The 18,739-nt window shown below is 37.4% G+C and carries 18 protein-coding genes; 13 read left to right on the top strand and 5 right to left on the bottom strand.

The annotated features are described in order from the left end of the window. Positions 1 to 29: 29 nt before the first annotated feature. Positions 30 to 3,125, top strand: a complete 3,096-nt coding sequence (locus JML65_RS11005) for an efflux RND transporter permease subunit (protein ID WP_202270902.1) — start codon at positions 30 to 32, stop codon at positions 3,123 to 3,125. Beyond that, entirely contained in the window at positions 3,115 to 4,383 is a 1,269-nt protein-coding gene (locus JML65_RS11000) for a TolC family protein (protein ID WP_202270901.1), read from the top strand. The genes JML65_RS11005 and JML65_RS11000 overlap by 11 nt, the downstream gene beginning before the upstream one ends. A 119-nt stretch (positions 4,384 to 4,502) precedes the next feature. Here JML65_RS11000 and JML65_RS10995 read toward each other — a convergent pair whose 3' ends face one another. Both JML65_RS10995 and JML65_RS10990 read right to left on the bottom strand, forming a co-directional pair. Beyond that, on the bottom strand, positions 4,503 to 4,958 hold the full coding sequence (locus JML65_RS10995) for a DUF1801 domain-containing protein (RefSeq protein WP_047490386.1): 456 nt from the start codon (positions 4,956 to 4,958) through the stop codon (positions 4,503 to 4,505). Between the two features lie 108 nt (positions 4,959 to 5,066). Next, the gene (locus JML65_RS10990) at positions 5,067 to 6,866 is read right to left on the bottom strand and encodes a T9SS type A sorting domain-containing protein (protein WP_202270900.1); all 1,800 of its coding nucleotides are present in this window, start codon (positions 6,864 to 6,866) and stop codon (positions 5,067 to 5,069) included. Positions 6,867 to 7,091: 225 nt separating this feature from the next. On the opposite strand from JML65_RS10990, the gene JML65_RS10985 reads away from it, so the two are divergent. The 4 genes from JML65_RS10985 (at position 7,092) to proC (ending at position 10,772) form a co-directional block, all read left to right on the top strand. Continuing rightward, positions 7,092 to 8,297, top strand: a complete 1,206-nt coding sequence (locus JML65_RS10985; RefSeq protein WP_115917741.1) for a pyridoxal phosphate-dependent aminotransferase — start codon at positions 7,092 to 7,094, stop codon at positions 8,295 to 8,297. Positions 8,298 to 8,305: 8 nt separating this feature from the next. Then, entirely contained in the window at positions 8,306 to 8,791 is a 486-nt protein-coding gene (locus JML65_RS10980) for a hypothetical protein (RefSeq protein WP_228450329.1), read from the top strand. 3 nt (positions 8,792 to 8,794) lie between these two features. Beyond that, on the top strand, positions 8,795 to 9,808 hold the full coding sequence (gene murB / locus JML65_RS10975; RefSeq protein ID WP_202270899.1) for a UDP-N-acetylmuramate dehydrogenase: 1,014 nt from the start codon (positions 8,795 to 8,797) through the stop codon (positions 9,806 to 9,808). Between the two features lie 160 nt (positions 9,809 to 9,968). After that, positions 9,969 to 10,772: a pyrroline-5-carboxylate reductase gene (gene proC / locus JML65_RS10970; protein ID WP_047490373.1), complete on the top strand. Its 804-nt coding sequence runs from the start codon at positions 9,969 to 9,971 to the stop codon at positions 10,770 to 10,772. Here proC and JML65_RS10965 read toward each other — a convergent pair. Then, complete coding sequence (locus JML65_RS10965; protein WP_047490370.1) at positions 10,762 to 11,175, bottom strand: VanZ family protein; 414 nt, start codon at positions 11,173 to 11,175, stop codon at positions 10,762 to 10,764. The genes proC and JML65_RS10965 overlap by 11 nt on opposite strands. Before the next feature lie 55 nt (positions 11,176 to 11,230). On the opposite strand from JML65_RS10965, the gene lnt reads away from it, so the two are divergent. Beyond that, positions 11,231 to 12,865, top strand: a complete 1,635-nt coding sequence (gene lnt, locus JML65_RS10960) for an apolipoprotein N-acyltransferase (protein WP_047490367.1) — start codon at positions 11,231 to 11,233, stop codon at positions 12,863 to 12,865. 366 nt (positions 12,866 to 13,231) lie between these two features. On the opposite strand, the gene JML65_RS23845 is transcribed toward lnt, so the two are convergent. Together JML65_RS23845 and JML65_RS10955 are read right to left on the bottom strand one after the other, a co-directional pair. After that, positions 13,232 to 13,468: a hypothetical protein gene (locus JML65_RS23845; RefSeq protein WP_123863299.1), complete on the bottom strand. Its 237-nt coding sequence runs from the start codon at positions 13,466 to 13,468 to the stop codon at positions 13,232 to 13,234. An 835-nt stretch (positions 13,469 to 14,303) separates the two neighbouring features. Next, positions 14,304 to 16,013 carry a T9SS type A sorting domain-containing protein gene (locus tag JML65_RS10955; protein WP_237390849.1) on the bottom strand — a complete coding sequence of 570 codons (1,710 nt, stop codon included), beginning with the start codon at positions 16,011 to 16,013 and terminating at the stop codon, positions 14,304 to 14,306. A 240-nt stretch (positions 16,014 to 16,253) separates the two neighbouring features. On the opposite strand from JML65_RS10955, the gene rpmB reads away from it, so the two are divergent. The 6 genes from rpmB (at position 16,254) to JML65_RS10925 (ending at position 18,717) form a co-directional block, all read left to right on the top strand. After that, positions 16,254 to 16,496: a 50S ribosomal protein L28 gene (rpmB, locus tag JML65_RS10950; RefSeq protein ID WP_002976757.1), complete on the top strand. Its 243-nt coding sequence runs from the start codon at positions 16,254 to 16,256 to the stop codon at positions 16,494 to 16,496. 6 nt (positions 16,497 to 16,502) lie between these two features. Next, positions 16,503 to 16,685, top strand: a complete 183-nt coding sequence (rpmG, locus tag JML65_RS10945; protein ID WP_027373683.1) for a 50S ribosomal protein L33 — start codon at positions 16,503 to 16,505, stop codon at positions 16,683 to 16,685. A 19-nt stretch (positions 16,686 to 16,704) separates the two neighbouring features. Next, positions 16,705 to 16,857, top strand: a complete 153-nt coding sequence (locus tag JML65_RS10940) for a DUF4295 family protein (RefSeq protein WP_081989060.1) — start codon at positions 16,705 to 16,707, stop codon at positions 16,855 to 16,857. A 152-nt stretch (positions 16,858 to 17,009) separates the two neighbouring features. Further along, positions 17,010 to 17,411 carry a RidA family protein gene (locus JML65_RS10935; protein WP_237390847.1) on the top strand — a complete coding sequence of 134 codons (402 nt, stop codon included), beginning with the start codon at positions 17,010 to 17,012 and terminating at the stop codon, positions 17,409 to 17,411. 19 nt (positions 17,412 to 17,430) lie between these two features. Beyond that, positions 17,431 to 18,384, top strand: coding sequence for a signal recognition particle-docking protein FtsY (gene ftsY, locus JML65_RS10930; RefSeq protein ID WP_047490360.1), 954 nt, complete (start codon positions 17,431 to 17,433; stop codon positions 18,382 to 18,384). Positions 18,385 to 18,456: 72 nt separating this feature from the next. After that, positions 18,457 to 18,717: a GlsB/YeaQ/YmgE family stress response membrane protein gene (locus JML65_RS10925; RefSeq protein WP_202270897.1), complete on the top strand. Its 261-nt coding sequence runs from the start codon at positions 18,457 to 18,459 to the stop codon at positions 18,715 to 18,717. Positions 18,718 to 18,739 lie beyond the last annotated feature (22 nt).

The raw sequence follows: 18,739 nt of genomic DNA, 5'->3' as shown, positions 1-18,739 counted from the left end.
CTTTATATACTGTACAAAAATTAAGAATTATGAAGCAATTACTTACAATCTCTATACAGAAGAGGTGGCTGATGCTCGCGCTCTTCCTTTTACTAGGCTTTTTTGGCTATTATTCCTGGACCAGATTATCCATAGAAGCTTATCCTGACATTGCCGATGTCAGCTCACAGGTGGTTACACAGGTACCGGGACTGGCTGCTGAAGAAGTAGAACAGCAAATTACCATTCCGTTAGAAAGGGCTCTGAACGGACTTCCGGGAATGCATGTCATGCGAAGCAAAAGTACTTTTGGACTTTCTATTATCACAATGGTATTCGATGACGGTGTAGATGATTACTGGGCCAGACAGCGAATCCAGGAAAGGCTGACAGATGTGGAGCTTCCCTATGGGGCACAGCCGGGGCTGGATCCCCTTACCTCTCCTATCGGCGAAGTCTATCGTTATATTATCGAAAGTAATACCCATAGTCTGCGGGAACTTACAGATTTGCAAAATTTTGTAATTATTCCACGCATTAAACAGGTTTCAGGAATTGCTGATGTAACCAATTTCGGAGGCATTACTACCCAGTTTCAGATCGAGCTGGATCCTCATAAACTAGAGCAGTATGGTCTTTCACTATCTGAAGTTACCGAAACTATTTCCAGAAATAATGTAAGCGCCGGCGGGAGTATGCTACCCCGGGGAAATCTGGCCTATGTTATCCGGGGGATAGGTTTGGTAAAAGATTTAACAGACCTTGGAAAAATTGTGGTGAAAACACAGAATGGAGTTCCTGTTTTCCTGAATGATGTAGGAACACTTAAATATGGAAACCTCGAAAGAAAAGGTATTCTAAGCTATACAGACAGAAAACGCAACTACTCCGAAAGTGTAGAAGGAATTGTACTTTTACTAAGAGGACAAAATCCGTCACAGGTACTGGAAGGTGTTCATCAGGCCATTGAGGAATTGAATAAAGAGACCCTTCCTCCGGGGGTAAAAATCCATCCTTTCCTGGATAGAACAGACCTTGTAAAAACAACACTTACCACTGTATCCCATACCCTTACAGAAGGAATTGTGCTGGTTATTATTGTACTTATTGTATTCCTTGGAAGCTGGAGAGGTGCATTATTGGTTGCTATTACCATTCCGCTTTCCTTATTATTTGCATTTATCTTAATGCATTTCACTAATATTCCTGCCAATCTCCTTTCACTCGGAGCCATCGATTTTGGGATTATTGTAGATGGTGCCATCGTCATGTTGGAAACTATCCTTAAGAAAAGAGAAGATAATGCAGAAGAAACCCTGGAAGAAAAAACAATTACCCAAAGAGTGATTGAGGTGGCCAAGCCTATATTCTTTTCCACCATTATTATCATTACTGCGTATCTCCCGTTATTCGCATTTGAAAGAGTGGAGAAAAAACTGTTTACCCCAATGGCGTTCACAGTAGGTTATGCCTTATTGGGAGCACTGGCAGTAGCATTACTTCTGATTCCGGGATTAGCCTATGTGATCTACCGTAAACCACAAAAAATATATCATAACAAATGGTTGGAAAAAATAAGTACTGCCTATGGAAAAAGAATAGAAAAGATCATGCAGACTCCTAAAAAAGTCATTATACCGGTCAGCATTGTATTATTATCTGCAGGAATACTTTCCTATACCGTAGGAAAAGACTTCCTTCCTGAGCTGGATGAAGGCTCTATATGGCTGCAGGTACAGCTGCCTCCCGGTATTTCTTTAGCCAAATCAAAAGAAATGAGTGATACCCTGCGTGCCCGAACACTGAAACACCAGGAAGTCACCTATATGATGATTCAGGCAGGCCGTAATGATGATGGTACTGACCCATGGACCGCTTCTCATTTTGAAGTATCTGTTGGTATAAAGCCTTACAGCGAATGGCCTTCGGGAAAAACTAAAGCAGATTTAATTAAAGAACTGGCTGCAGATTATAAAAATATGCCGGGATTCACGGTAGGTTTTTCACAACCTATGATTGACGGGGTTATGGATAAAATTTCCGGGGCTCACAGTGAACTGGTTGTAAAGGTATACGGAGAAGAATTCAAGGAAACCAGAAGGATTGCTGAAAATATAATGTCTACTTTGAATACCATCCCAGGTTCTGCTGACCTTGCCATCGATCAGGAACCTCCTTTACCTCAACTGCAAATTATTGCAGACAGGGATAAGATTGCTCAGTATGGTCTCAATGTGGCAGATGTAGCAGACCTTATTGAAGTTGCATTGGGAGGAAAAGCTATTTCCCAAATTTTTATCGGCAATAAAGTATATGATATTTCCTGCCGTTACACCGAAGACAGCCGCGACACTCCGGACAAAATAGGAAACCTGATGCTTACCTCAGCTTCCGGAGCCAAAATCCCACTGTCACAGGTAGCAGAAGTAAAATTAAGCACCGGTGAAAGTACCATTACCCGAGAAATGAATAAACGTCATCTCACCGTAAAACTGAATTTAAGAGGTACCGATCTTTCTTCTTTTCTGAAAAAAGCTCAGGATAAAATTGAAAAAGACATTCAATACGATCATGGAAAATACCAGGTCAAATGGGGCGGTCAGTTTGAAAACCAAAACAGGGCTTATTCCAGATTGGCATTTATTGTTCCGCTGGCATTAGCAATTATGTTTCTGCTATTGTATAGTGCATTTGGTGATTTCAGACAGGCCTTGGTGCTTATGTCTATCGTTCCATTGGCATTATTCGGTGGAATGCTGGCCCTCAATATACGCGGAATGTCTCTTAATGTGTCTTCTGCTGTCGGGTTTATTGCATTATTTGGGGTCGCCATTCAGAACGGGGTCATTATGATTTCCCACATCAACGACCTTCGTAAAAAAGGCTATGATTTGAAGCTTGCAGTCACCAAGGGAGCAAAAGATCGCTTCAGACCGGTAATGATGACGGCAACCGTTGCAGTAATCGGATTATTTCCAGCATCATTAGCTACAGGAATCGGTTCAGATGTACAACGGCCTCTGGCTACAGTGATCGTTTACGGATTGATGTTCTCTACTATTTTAACACTGTTTGTTCTGCCAGCTATTTATTATATGGCTGAACGCCGCAACGAAAAACAAAATTTAGAATCAGATGAAAATTAGAGCTCACTTTATCATACTATTTGCTGTATTATTCAGCATGACAGATATCGTAAAGGCACAGGAAAAAGAACTTATACGTTTTGAAGAATACCTGAGTCTTGTAGGAAAGAAAAATCTCAGCTATGCTGCCCAAAAATACAACGTAGGTATAGCCGAAGCATCGATCCAGACTGCAAGTATGTTTCCGGATCCCCAATTGGAAATGGAAACCACCAACAATGGGGTAAGAGAGAATATGGGGTATGTTTACGGAGCTTCTATCGGATGGACACTGGAGCTGGGAGGTAAAAGAAAAGCCAGAATAAATCTGGCCAGAAATCAATCTGAACTGAGCAAAATACAATTGCAGGATTTTTTCAGAAACCTCCGTGCCGATGCAGGTTTAGGGTATATCGATGCTTTAAAATCCAAAGCCCTTCTGGAAGTACAGCAGGACTCATACAAAAACATACTGCAACTGGCCAAGTCCGACAGCATCCGATACCGCCTAGGAACAATATCACTGGTTACGGCAAAACAGAGTAAATTGGAGGCAGCCTCCTTACTCAACGAAGTGTTTCAGGCTGAAAGTGCGGAGCTACAAGCATTAACCAATTTATCGGTATTTCTCAGTGACTACAAAATGACCGGCAGAGAGGTTACCGGAGATTTTAATGCTTTCAACAGAGATTTCAGTGTAGATGATCTGATCCTCCAGGCACTGAATGAAAGAACAGATTTATTAGCAGCCAGACAAAATACACAGATCACCCAAAGCCAAATCAACCTTGAAAAAGCCAACCGTGCCATAGACCTAGGCATCAGTGCCGGTGCAGAGCGACATACTGAAGCGATCAATGAAATAGCTCCTTCACCAACCGTAAATGCAGTAAAAATAGGACTTAGCATTCCTTTGAAATTTTCAAACAAAAGAAATGCGGGATTAAAAATAGCGGAAATGACCCATTCTCAGGCTGAGGTCGAGTACCAGCAGGTTGAGCAAAGCATACGGGCAGATGTGATGCAGGCTTATCAGCAATATACAGCCACTCAGAAGCAGGTAAAACAATTTCATAACGGAATGCTCACAGAAGCCAAAAATATATTGGAAGGGATTACGTACAGCTACAAAAGAGGGGAAAGTTCTATTCTGGAGGTTCTGAATGCCCAGAGAACCTACAACAGTATCAGGAAAGACTATTACCAGGCTCTTGCAGACAATGCCGCTGCTTTAATTGAACTTGAGCGGAAAGCCGGAATCTGGGATATTGAATTTTAGAAAATAAAACTGAGAACATTTTTCATCAAAAAACTATAAGACTACAGATTAATTCCATATTCCTTTTTTTTCTTTATCAAAAAAGCTCTGAGATCTATATGATTCCAGAGCTTTTTTACTTATTTCTTGTATTGAGATTCATAGGTACTGATCCAATCTTCAGGAGTCATTTTTTTACTCAGCTCAGCAATTAATTCAAAAGGAATATCTTCCACTTTTTTGAAGCGGACACATGATTTTCCCATATCCAGCTTTCTTCTGGAATATTTGGGATATTCTGAAACAAACCATTCCAAAAGTTCCGGTCTGGAATACAGCCCCATATGGTATAATGCTATAAAATTTTTCTGAGAAGCCAGATTAATGAAAGGTAAAGGGGTATTGGCTGCACAATGATAGCCGGCAGGATAAGTTTTCAAAGGGACAACCCAGCCTATCATTCCATAATTGGTGGCATCCTCAAAACCCTTTGGTAAGTTTGTATGAATACTATCAAAAAGCTTTTTGAAAGCCTCCTGTCTCTCTTCAGGAATCTTTGAAATATAATCTTCAATGGACTTAGATAAAATTTGCATTTTCAGTTCGTTTTTAAAGGATCAAATTAATAAAAAAAATTCATCTCAGGATAAAAAAATGGCAGTACATCACTATACTGCCATACAATTTATTTACATAAAAAAAACTTATTTCTTCACTGCCTTTACAGTAGATTGAGTTCCATCTTTAAAATAAAGGGTAACAAAATACAGCCCGGAGTTCAGCATACTTAGATTAAGCTCTTTTACAGGGCCCTCAATGGTATTCACAATTCTTCCTGACAGATCTACCACTGTGACAGATTTCACTTCTCTTGTATCTGATATATAGAGAATATCTTTAAAAGGGTTCGGATGAATTTCAGCTTTCTTGGTTACTTTATTCACTTCCGAAGTACTCAGCTGGGCATTTTCAACGGTAAAGTCATCTATATAGAAATTATAATCCAGACCTTCATTTACGGCTCCGGAAGTTCCATAAAATGCAAATACCGTATGGGCATTGGTATTGGCCGTTAAATTATAACTGTATTCATTCGATGTGTTGGAAGGACCGTTAGCCGTATTCCAGGTTTGTAATATCGTCCACGTTGTTCCATTGTCTTCAGAAACCATAAAATGTACAATATCATCGCCTCCCATTAAAGAAGTTGCAGTTCCGGAATACGTTGTAACTCCGTAGTTAAATTTCACTCTGTACCCGCCCGCTGAAAGATCGAATGGCACTGTTTTAAGCCAGCCCGTTCTATTGGTAGAATACAAATTCATATGGATGGACGGACCGTTAGCTGATGTATTTAAAAAATTACGCTGATCCCAATAGACTGTAGTTGCAGTAGGTCCTGTGGAAGGGCTTCCGCCAGAGATATTATTGGCCCAGCATGTTCCCGGAACGCTGCTGAAATTATTAGTATATGGAGGCACCAAAGCACCACAGAGCGTAGTAAATGATTTAAAGAATGACCATGCACTTTTACTCGTTGCAGTGCTGCAATTTGTTCTTACCCAATAATAATAGGTTGTACTTGGAGCTAAACTTCCCAATGTATAAGAGGTTCCTGTCACATCCGAATAAACAGGAACTGTAGCGCTGGTAGGAGTTGTGGGACTTGTACTGTAATAAATATCATGGCTTACCGCTTGTGTGCCGGCAGGAACCGTCCATGAAATATCCGCAGAACTTGAGGTAACCGTTCCTGTAGCAGATAATGTAGGCGCTACACAATCAGTATAAACATCTGCTGAGAAAGCAAAAATATTGGCTACACCGGCACTACTGGTTTTGGTTATTGTAATACTCTGAATAGGTTTAGCCTGGTTGGCTGCATCAATATTTAAAACAGCCTGATATAATCTTGGATTAGTAGAATTGGCATCCAGTGCATCTGAAGTTCTGAGAATTCTCCCAATCCCCTGAATTGCATAATTCATTCCTCCATACCAGTCTGTGATTCCTTGCCCGGTAAAAACCTGGGTCGTGTTGTCTGTAAAATTAACTGTCACATTTACTGTAGAGTTGCCACTTCCACTGGTCGAAAGCATGTATAATTTGAAAGCAGCCACAGGATTGGTAAATACCAGAGTCCCGGTATTTGCTCCTGCGGTATTACTGTTAATTCTTAAAGAATTATTTCCCGAATAATCTCCAAGCTGATAACTTAAACCCGGCGTTGAAGCCACTACTGAGTTTATAATCCCATTGGCAGGAAGACCATAGGTAAGTGGTGTACTGCTCGCAGTGAGTTGAAAATCCCTGGAGATAAAATTATAGGAAACTCCATCCACATCCATTGTGGTAGAAGCCATAGAAGGTCCTATCCCGTTGGCGATAACGTCAGCTGTATATCCGGACTGAACGGGCATAGGTTGAAAATTTTGAGCCATCATGAATGATGTCGAAAATAGAGCAATAGCAGGAAGTGCTCTCAAAAATAAATTTATTGTCATTTTATTCACATTTGAGCGGAAAATTAAGAAAAATATCAATATAAAAAGAATATTTTTATTGAATATTTAATTTAAAATTAATTTAATACTCATATTAATATTTAGACATTAATATGATACGCTTTTAAAACGGAGATTTGTAACATAATGAGACGCTTCTTCTTACCGCTTAATTTTATTATTGAGAAATTAAATCTTATTTTTGCCATACAAATTTTTTAAACAATGCCGAATATTTCAAACAGAGCACTGCACATGCCGCCATCGCCGGTAAGAAAACTAGTTCCTTTCGCATTACAAGCAAAACAAAAAGGGATAAAAGTATACCACCTTAATATCGGGCAGCCTGATATTGAAACTCCGGAAACAGCTTTAAATGCTTTAAAAAATATTGATTTAAAAGTATTGGAATATGCCCTTTCTGAAGGTAATATAGAATACAGAAAAGCCCTTACTGAATATTATCATTCATTAGGTTTTGCTGATTTGACACCTGAGAACTTCATTGTTACCAATGGTGGATCAGAAGCCCTTAATTTTGCTATTTCTACATTATGTGACGATGGTGATGAGGTGATTATTCCTGAACCTTATTATGCAAACTACAATGGTTTCACCAGTACATTTAATGTCAATGTAGTAGCAGTTCCTTCTACTATTGACACAGGTTTTGCCCTGCCTCCGGTAGAAGAATTTGAGAAAAAAATCACAGAAAAAACAAGAGCTATTGTCATCTGTAATCCTGGTAACCCAACAGGATACCTGTATACCCGTGAAGAGTTGCAAAAACTTGCAGAAATTGCTTTAAAATATGATATCGTAATCATCTCTGACGAAGTGTACAGAGAATATGTATATGACGGAAAGCAACAGATTTCAATGCTTGATTTCCCAGAATTGAGTGAGAACTGCATCATAATAGACTCGGAATCCAAACGTTATTCTATGTGTGGAGTAAGAATCGGATGTATGCTTACCCGTTCTTCAAAAATCCGTAATGCGGCAATGCTTTTTGCTCAGGCAAGACTAAGTCCTGTTCTTTTGGGACAGATTGCTGCCACTGCTGCACACCAGAACGATGGTGCTTATATTAGAGCGGTAAGAGAAGAATACACCCACAGAAGAAATGTATTGGTTGACCTGTTAAATGCTATTCCGGGGGTCATCTGCCCTAAACCGAGAGGAGCATTCTACTGTGTAGCTGAACTTCCGGTAGATGATACCGAAAAGTTTGCTCAATGGTTACTGGAAAAATATTCATTGAATAACGAAACCATTATGGTAGCTCCTGCCGGTGGATTCTACAGCAATCCTGAACTGGGTAAAAAACAGGTAAGAATTGCTTATGTTCTGAAAGAAGAAGATTTAAAGAGAAGTGCTGAAATCCTTAAAGAAGCTCTAAAAAAGTACAGAGAAGAATTTAGCCTATAAATTATAATATGATGCCGACAACAAAAAATATACATCTGAAAATACTGTTTTCGATCTTTTTGCTGTCGGCATTTTTTTCTTGTGACAAAAAGGAATCGGTACAAACAGCCCATAAAGATCCTTACGAGATTACATCTATCAGTATATCCAATATCGGAGGAAACCTTGGCTATTACAGAATTATAAAAGTCACCAAAGATTCTATCACCGTGGAAAAAGGAACAACCTCCACTCAAAATCACAAAAAATGGCATTCAGCTATCAATGCCAGCACCTGGAAACAGCTTACCTCATCCATCCATATGGTGGATCTTGATCATATAAAGAGTTCTCCAAGCCAGCAATCTGTAGACGGTATAGATGAAACTTTCCAGATCCGAACTCCGAAAAAGTCACATATTTATGTTAATTCTTATGTTGATACTGTACATTACAAACAATTTCAACAACTTAAAGAACATATAGACCACATTCTGCCAAAAGAATACAAATAAAACATGCAAGAAAATTTTTCCTTACAGCCTTACAACACATTTGGAGTTGACGCCAACGCTAAATATTTTACTGAAGTCAGCAATACCGAAGAATTAAAAGCAGCGCTCAGCTACTCAACATCTCAGTCTCTTCCACTTCTTTTTTTGGGAGGCGGAAGTAATATTTTACTGACCAAAGATTTTGACGGCCTTGCTATTAAACTTAATTTAAAAGGAATATCCGAAGAAAACTTCAGTGATAATGAAGTACTTATCACAGCCAAAGCTGGTGAAAACTGGCATGAATTCGTGATGTATTGCTTACATAAAAATTATGGTGGACTAGAAAACCTCTCTTTAATTCCCGGAAATGTAGGAACTTCTCCCATGCAGAACATCGGTGCTTATGGAACGGAAATTAAAGATATTTTTGTTAGCTGTCAGGTATTGGATCTGGAAGACCTTGAAGTTAAAACATTCAACCTTGAACAATGCCGATTCGGATACAGGGATTCTATTTTTAAGCAGGAAGGAAAAGGCAGATATGTTATTCTGGAAGTCACTTTTAAACTGACCCGGAAAGAACATCATGTAAAAACAGAATACGGAGCGATTACCTCTGAACTGAAACATCTGGGCATTGAAAACCCCACTATCCAGGATGTATCTCAAGCAGTAATCAATATCAGACAAAGCAAGCTGCCGGATCCTAAAGAAATCGGGAACGCCGGAAGTTTTTTCAAAAACCCTACAATTCCTTTGGTCCAGTTTGAAGCTTTACAGCAAAAGTTTGAAAACATTCAGGGATACCCTAATGGAGACATGGTAAAGGTTCCTGCCGGATGGCTGATCGAACAATGCGGATGGAAAGGGAAACAGATTGGGAATGTAGCCTCACACAAGCTCCAGTCATTAGTAATCATCAACGCAACAGGAAACGCAAGCGGAAAAGAAATTTTTGACTTCTCCACAGACATTATCAATTCCGTGAAAGAGAAGTTTGGGATAGAACTTGAACGGGAAGTGAATATCATTTAATTAAAATACAAGGGCTGCTTCAATATTGAAACAGCCTTTAATTTTTACCGTCTTCTCAATGCATCATCTTATGTACGAGTATAAAACAGCAACTTATCCTGAAGTAGTTCACATCCATTTTCCATAAAATCATTATTTTAGCTAAAAATAAAGACACAATATGAAAATAGCGATTCTGGGAGCCGGAAATATGGGACTATCTTTTTCAAAATCTTTTTTGAAGTACGAACTGATCAAACCTGAACACCTTCATCTGATCATCCGAAATCCATCTAAAGTAGCTAAAATAGCTGAGGACTTTCCCAAGTCTATCATTTCAACTTTCAGCGAGGTTAAAGAACTGGATGCAGACCTGGTTATTATCGCTGTAAAACCTCAGGATTTTCAGCTTGTTGCTCAAAATATCCAGTTTACATTAAAGGAAAACCAGATGGTTTTATCCATTATGGCAGGAATCAATATCGATAAAATCCAAAAATCACTTAATCATCCGCTTGTGGTAAGAGCTATGCCTAACTCTCCTACTCTTTTGGGTATGGGAATTACGGGCTATACTGCTGCAGACGGAATTTCTTTCAGCCAGCTGATCAATATTGAAAGACTGCTCAACAGTACCGGCCGCTCTGTCTATCTGGAAAACGAGGATCTTTTGGATGGTGTTACTGCATTATCAGGAAGTGGACCGGCTTACTTCTACTATATCATTGACGCCATGATTAAAGCGGGAATTGAAATGGGAATTGAAGAAAACCTTTCCAAGCTTTTTGTCAAACAAACGATGCTGGGGGCTTACCACCTGATCAACAATTCTGAAAAAAGCCTTGAAGAGCTGATAAAAGATGTCGCATCCAAAGGTGGAACTACAGAAGCTGCATTAAAGACATTTGAAGAAAACAGCTTTAAAGACATTTTAAAACAGGGAATTCTAAATGCTGAAAAGCGGGCTAAAGAGCTCAACAACTAAGCTTTTTCTCTACAAATATCCTGATCTGCCAGCCCAAATACACCCCGAAAGTATTCAGGAGGATATCATCTACCTCAAATATTCCCATTCTGGTAAAGTATTGGAGCGCTTCTACAATAACAATAGCTGAAATGAAAGCAATACACAATGTTTTCAAATCCTTAAGCCTCGGAAAAATCCAACCCAGAAAACCAAAAGGAATAAACATAATAATATTTCCTAAGACAATAATCACAATATCTTTCCATCCATCTGCAGTCTGAATAAATTTAATCGTAGAAAAAATAGGTTTTACGGTGATCAGGTTATCTTCATACTGATATCTGCCCATCCCCAAAAACATCAGGTAAAGCAAAAATAAGGTATAGGGAATAATTGCAATTTTGTATACTTTCTTTAACATCAGGTGCTAAGATATTCATTTCAAAAACATTAAATTTGTATATTAAAATAAATTAATGAAATACGTTTTACTTACACTTATTTCAGCAATGCTGCTGTCGGTTTCGTGGCCTACTTATGGAGTTCCTTTTTTTATATTTTTCGCCCTTGTTCCTCTCCTGATGATGGAACATGGAATTTCAAAATTCTCCAGCTATAAAAGAAAAAGCTGGATGGTTTTCGGACTTTCCTATCTGTGTTTTATCATCTGGAATATCGTCACTACAGGATGGTTATATGGCTCTAAAAATCCGGATGGAAGCCATTCTATGATGGCTGTTGTATTCCCTGTTTTGGTCAATTCACTTTTATATTCTTTGGTTTTCCAATGTTATCATTGGTACAAAAATGCCCAGGGAACGTATTGGGGCTTAGGATTTCTGATCGCCATCTGGATGAGTTTTGAAAAATTCCATCTGGGTTGGGAACTGACGTGGCCATGGTTGAATTTAGGAAATGTATTTTCTGAATATCCCAAGCTTATCCAATGGTATGATACCCTGGGAGCTACAGGAGGAAGTTTCTGGATCTTACTGATCAACGTTTTAATTTTCTATACCCTGAGAACCTGGGAAGCCGGAAGAAAGAGAAAAGATCTGATTAAAAACTCTTCAATTGTAACGGCATTAATTGCTGTTCCAATGATTATTTCATTAATCAAATACAACAGCTTTAATGAAAAACCATCCGGACAGGTGAATGTACTGATGCTGCAGCCTGATCTTGATCCGTACATGGAAAAATACTCAAAAGACAGTCTTACCATTGAAAATGACCTGCTGAAGCTGGCTGAAAATAATTCAAAAGGAAAAATTGATTATTTCATTGCTCCGGAAACAGCCATTCCGGGAAGAGGTTCAATTTCAGAAACCGGTTTTGAAAAGAGTTTACTGCTAAACAATATCAAAGACTTTTTAGTAAAACATCCCGGATCTGTTTTTGCTACGGGAATTTCTTCACACCGCTTTTATTTTGATCCGTTACAAGCGCCAAAAGAAGCTTACCAGATCAATTCCGGAGTTTGGGTGACGAGTTACAATACGGCCATTCAGCTAGCTCCCCATCAGAAAACACAGGTTTACCATAAGGGAAAACTTGTTCCGGGAGTTGAAATCTTTCCTTATATGAGCGTTCTTAAACCTTTATTGGGAGATGCTATGCTCAATCTGGGTGGTACAGTAGCTTCCTTAAGCACAGATAAAGAAAGGCTTGCTTTTTCAAACCCTTACAATAAGGGAAAAATAGCTCCTATCATTTGCTATGAAAGCATTTATGGTGAATTTGTTACTGATTATGTAAAAAAGGGAGCCAATTTCTTAGGGATCATGACCAATGATTCCTGGTGGGGAGTTTCAGAAGGACACAAACAACTTTTATCTTACGCCAGATTAAGAGCTATTGAAACAAGACGAGAAATTGCCCGTGCAGCCAATAGTGGAATTTCCGCACATATTGATGCCAAAGGAGAAGTTGTAGCCGATACTTTTTATGGTGATCAGACTACTTTATTTGCTAAGGTAAATCTTTATGATACGATGACTTTCTATACAAGAGCCGGAGATCTTCTTTCAAGGTTTTCAATCTTTGCCTTAGGTTTCCTGCTATTTTATTTTCTGATTAAAAGGTTCCAGAACAGAGCAAAGAAAGGATAGTTGTTATAGAATGATTGAACCTATTAGAGCATAAGCCCAAATGAAGGAAAAAATATTCAGATACAGATATTCTATCATTTTTCTATTTTATTGTATAATGGTATCTTATCTAAGTAAAAATGCAACGCTCATATTTGAGTGGAAAGTCATTATACAGGATTTTGCGGTTTATCATGACTATTATTATCTAGGGAAGCCCTCAAGCTACATGCCTCCTCTATATCCCTACTATTTACTTTTGATACAAAGTATATTTAAAATCCCTCAATGGATAATGATATCCTGTATTTTACAGTCTGTTATTTTATTTTTTTCAGTTTTATCACTTGTCCAAAATTTCGAAGAAAATGACAAGAATAAGAATAATTATTTCATTGCTTTTGCGTGTATTATTTTCTTTCCCCCTATCCTTCTTGGCAGTACAAAAATTAGTTCTTTTGCGCTAACAGTTTCAATATTCAGCGTTTTCTTTGCTCTAATATTAAAATTATCAAAAAAAATCACTCTCAAAAATATAGTGTTGGTTTCAATCGTATCAATACTGGGATTATATATTCGGTATGAATTTTTATTCTTAATGATTATCTCAACAATCGTACTCATATTGTATAAAAAATTAAAGTACTACAGCCTCCTGATTCTGTTCGCATTCATATTGATCACATACCTTCCCTGGTGTATAAGAAATTATGAAAAAATAGGAACTTTTCATTACTCAACTTCTTTAAGTTATAATTTTGCTAAAGGAAATCATGAAAAATATGATATTTTCTCAAGCGGTAATTTCCCCTATGATCCGTCAAAAAAAATAATATTAACGGATGAGTATCTTCGCGCTAATTATGAAAATGAAAAGCAAATAGATAGCTATCTCAATCAACTCAACAAGAATTTTATTGCATCACATCCTAAACTGTTTATTGAGAATAGTTTTAAAAAAATTGGAATTAATTTTTTGAATTACTATCCGGGGAACTATAATTTTTCAGGCAATACAGTCCCCTATTTATACAGTATTAGTTTATTAATTTTCAATCTGCTGTTAATTTATATATTATTTCAAAAGCTAAAATCAAGCTTTACATTTCAAGCAGCATTTCTTGGGATATTATTTATATTTTACCTACTGTTTTATTCAGTAGCCCCTTTACCAAGATATTTTTTATTCTATTTCCCTTTATTCTTTCTTTTTGTATTTCAATACTTCAGTTGTAAAATACAATCAGTTCTATTGAAAAGAAATAATATAAATTCTTTCCGACGGTAACTTAATTTAAATAACAAAACACTGTTTTAACAATAAAAAAATATTCTATATAAATGATTTTAAGGAGTTATATTTCCTCATGAATGTTACAGGTTATATAGAATTATAAAAAAAGAGAAAAGCCAGCTGGACGTCTGGCTTTTCTCATTGATAGAAGATAGAATGATTCAATTACTTAATCGTAAGTTTCTTGGTGGTTATTTCGTTTTTTATCTTCAGTTTTAATACATAAATTCCTTTTGGTAAGTGAGAGATATTAATAGACTGGTCACTGTTCAAAGTAATATTCAGCTTTTTCCCATCCATTGAAAACATTTCAGCTTCAGAAACCTTTTCTCCTTTGATATATACTTTCTCAGAAGCAGGGTTCGGATATACTACAAGCTGCTGTCTTGCCATCGTATCACGCGTTCCTAATGTACTGTTTTCTGCAGAAGAATTAGAATAGGTTTTTGATGCATCTATTGCCTTGACGCTCCAGTACACATTCTGAACAGAAGGATCCAGCTCCAGAAACCATGATGGTGTTGTCACTATATATTTGGCAATATCTGTTGCTCCCGGCGTTGATCCAACATTGATTTCATATCGTAAAGCATTGACAGGTGTTTTATCATCTGTAGCCCCACTCCACGCAAAATTAAACCTGTTTCCGTTTCTTGTCAGATTCAGATTCGTGGGAGGTGTAGGCTTTGCATTGGTTTCCGTAGATGTATTTTTAAAAATCTTCGTCAGGGAGGGCATATCAGAATTTGACCAGTCGAATCCGCTCAACAAAATATCCAGATGGTGATCATTATTAAAATCAAACAGCTGAACAACTCCGGGACCTCCCAGGTTATATATTCCCGTAGTGGTTCCTTCAGTAAAGTTTTGAGTATTTGGATTATACAGATAGGTCTTTACCGCTGCATCATTATCGTTCCCGGCAATTATAAAATCATAATAACCGTCATTGTTTAAGTCTCCAATGCTTATAGAGGCATCGGAAATATCAGGCAGACTAAGCTGATGAGTCGTTAGGGCACCCGTACCGTCATTCATTAAGACAGCAAAATATCCGTTATCACTATCATCTTTTCCCGCCACAAGAATATCCTGGAAACCATCAGCATTAAAGTCTGCAAAATCTATCTTTCCGCTTGTCAGAGGTTCAAAATCCTGGGTGAAGGTCAAAACTCCGGACTGATTCATGTATACCCTGGAGATGGGGGCTCCATTAATATCAGATCCAATGATGACAAGATCTAAAAGCTGATCATTATTAAGATCAACCATTTTAAAGCTACCGTTCTGAGTTCCATCTACCCAGTTTTCAGTCATGTCAAAACCAGCTCCTGTATTCCGGTAAAAATCCAGGCTGTTTCTAAAACCTCCCCCATGGGAGTATTGAGTTCCATTAAGTGCATAATCCTGTCTTCCGTCGTGATTAAAATCAAAAACTTCTAGAGATCCATAAATTTTTCCCGAGAGGTTTTCTTCTTTTACAAAACCTGTTCCCGTATTCCTGAATCTGTATTGTTTATAATTAACCACATCCATATAGCTAAGTCCTGTAGAGACAATATCCAGCAGTCCGTCATTGTTAAAATCAATAAACTTGATATCTCCCAAATGCGTGGGCCCTACACCAAGCCCCGCATAAGAAGACAATCCTGAGCCACTATTCTTATAAACTTCGTTATAAGTCATATCTGCTGTTCCATCTCCGTCTGAATCTATAGCTCCATTGAATACAATATCCATAGTCCCGTTATTATCAATATCAGCGATATCCGCTGCTGAATAATAAAAATTGTTCATCCCCGTCTGTATTTCAGTGAAATTCTGAGCAGCTAAACAAATCGGCACCATAGACAACAGAATATAAATTCTCTTCATGTTATTTTTATTTAGATTAATTAAAAACAAAGATAGGCTATTAAATTATTTTCTGTAAAGAAACGTTGCATGAAATATATCAGGCCTGCTCTACCACCCAATTCCGGCAATTCGGCTATTTTAAAATCAATATTATTAATCAGTAAGTTATTTACAAATATTTTCCAAAAGATTTGTCTATCTAAAAAATTCTTCGTTATTTTGCACTCTCAAATATTATACAAATAAGAACATCGAGATATGTCAAGAATTTGCCAAATAACAGGAAAGCGTGCAATGGTTGGTAACAACGTTTCTCACGCTAATAACAAAACGAAGCGTCGTTTTGAAATTAACTTATTGGAGAAGAAGTTTTACCTTCCGGAGCAAGATAAGCACGTAACACTGAAAGTATCAGCTCATGGATTGAGAGTGATTAACAAGATTGGAATCGAAGAAGCTATTGAAAGAGCTACTAGAAACGGATTGATTAAAAAGAATTAATACATCATGGCAAAAAAAGGAAACAGAGTTCAAGTAATCCTTGAATGTACAGAGCACAAAGAGAGCGGTATGCCAGGAATGTCTAGATACATTTCTACAAAAAATAAAAAGAACACTACAGAAAGATTGGAATTGAAAAAATACAATCCTGTTCTTAAGAGATCTACCCTTCACAAAGAAATCAAGTAATTTATAAATATAATTTACAATGGCAAAGAAAGTAGTAGCAACCCTACAAAGCGGTCAGTCTAAAAAAATGACTAAAGTGGTGAAAATGACTAAGTCTTCTAAATCAGGAGCTTACGTTTTCGAAGAAAAAGTAATGAATGCAGACGAAGTTGATGGTTATTTGAAAAAATAATCAAGACTTTATTTACAATATAAAAAACTACTCAGATTTTGGGTAGTTTTTTTGTTATCTTTGTTCACCAGATTATTAATCAATAAAATATGAAAAAGATTCTTGTTCTGTTTTGCACAGCAATTTTTCTATTTTCATTCAGTCAGAAAACTATGAATACCTTAGAATATAAAAGTTCTCCAAAAGTTTTCAACATAAAAGGATTGTCACAAGCAGTAAGTATTGATTGTGGAACTTCTAAAATGGTTTTATTGTCTGGGCAGGTTCCCCTTGATACAGATGGAAACCTGATAGGGAACAATGTAGAGGAGCAAACACAGCAGATATTCAAAAATATAGACTACGTTCTGAAAGAATATGGAGGAACAACGAAAGACATTATAAAACTAGGGATATTTATTACAGATATTTCTAAAACACCGGATTTCAGAAAAGTCAGGGATGCCTATGTCAATCTTCAAAATCCTCCGGTAAGCAGTCTTGTAGAAGTAAGTGGTCTGTTCAGAAATGATGTGTTTATAGAAGTAGAGGCCACAGCAGTTATTAAAAAATAAATAAGAATAAACTAAAACTATGAGTTGGTTTAAAAATATTTTCAAAAAGGAAGAAAAAGAAACCTTAGATAAAGGATTGGAAAAATCCAGCCAGGGATTCTTTGAAAAAATGACGAAAGCCGTAGTCGGTAAAAGTAAAGTAGATGATGAAGTACTGGATAATCTTGAAGAAATACTGATTGCATCTGATGTAGGTGCTTCTACTACCATTAAGATTATAGGAAGAATTGAAGAGCGTGTTGCCAGAGACAAATATGTTAGCGTAAACGAATTAGATAAAATTCTTCGTGATGAAATTTCAGGACTGCTTCTTGAAAACCCTCACGCCGGAACCGGAAATATCGACGCCTCCAAAAAGCCATATGTTATTATGGTGGTAGGAGTAAACGGCGTAGGGAAAACAACGACTATCGGAAAGCTTGCCCACCAATTCAAATCAGAAGGTAAAAAGGTAGTTTTAGGGGCTGCAGATACCTTCAGAGCGGCAGCTGTAGATCAGCTTACTATCTGGAGTGAAAGAGTGGGTGTTCCTATCGTAAAACAAGGGATGGGTTCCGACCCTGCTTCTGTAGCATTTGATACTGTACAAAGCGCTGTAGCGCAAAATGCAGATATTGCTATTATAGATACTGCCGGAAGACTTCACAATAAAATAAATCTGATGAATGAGCTTTCCAAGATCAAAAGAGTTATGCAAAAGGTTATTCCTGATGCTCCCCATGAAATTCTGCTGGTTCTTGACGGTTCTACAGGACAGAATGCATTTGAACAGGCGAAACAATTTACAGCAGCCACTGAAGTCAATGCATTAGCGGTCACCAAATTAGACGGAACAGCTAAAGGTGGAGTTGTTATCGGTATCTCAGATCAATTCCAGATTCCTGTAAAATATATAGGCGTAGGTGAAAAAATGCAGGATTTACAGCTTTTTAATGGTACGGAATTTGTAGACTCATTCTTCAAGAAAAGATGATTTATATCATGTTTTCCCTTATATTAGTACACAAATTATTTTTTAAATATTAACAATAAAAAATTTACAACTATGGGAATAATAACATGGATTTTATTCGGTCTTATTGCAGGAGCTATCGCTAAAATGATCATGCCAGGTACTCAAGGTGGAGGATGGCTAATCACTATTATCCTGGGAATTCTGGGAGCCTTTTTAGGAGGAGCTATAGGAGTTTATATTTTACATTGGGGAGATATTGCCTCATTTTGGAATCCAAGAAGCTGGATCCTATCTATTGGAGGAGCTTTAATCATTCTCTGGATTTATGGAATGGCCACAAAGAAAAGCTAATATTTAGCCAATACTTATTATA

The sequence above is a fragment of the Chryseobacterium sp. KMC2 genome (genome assembly GCF_016756935.1).
Lineage (GTDB): Bacteria > Bacteroidota > Bacteroidia > Flavobacteriales > Weeksellaceae > Chryseobacterium > Chryseobacterium rhizosphaerae.
This window is presented reverse-complemented; position numbering and strand designations above follow the sequence as displayed.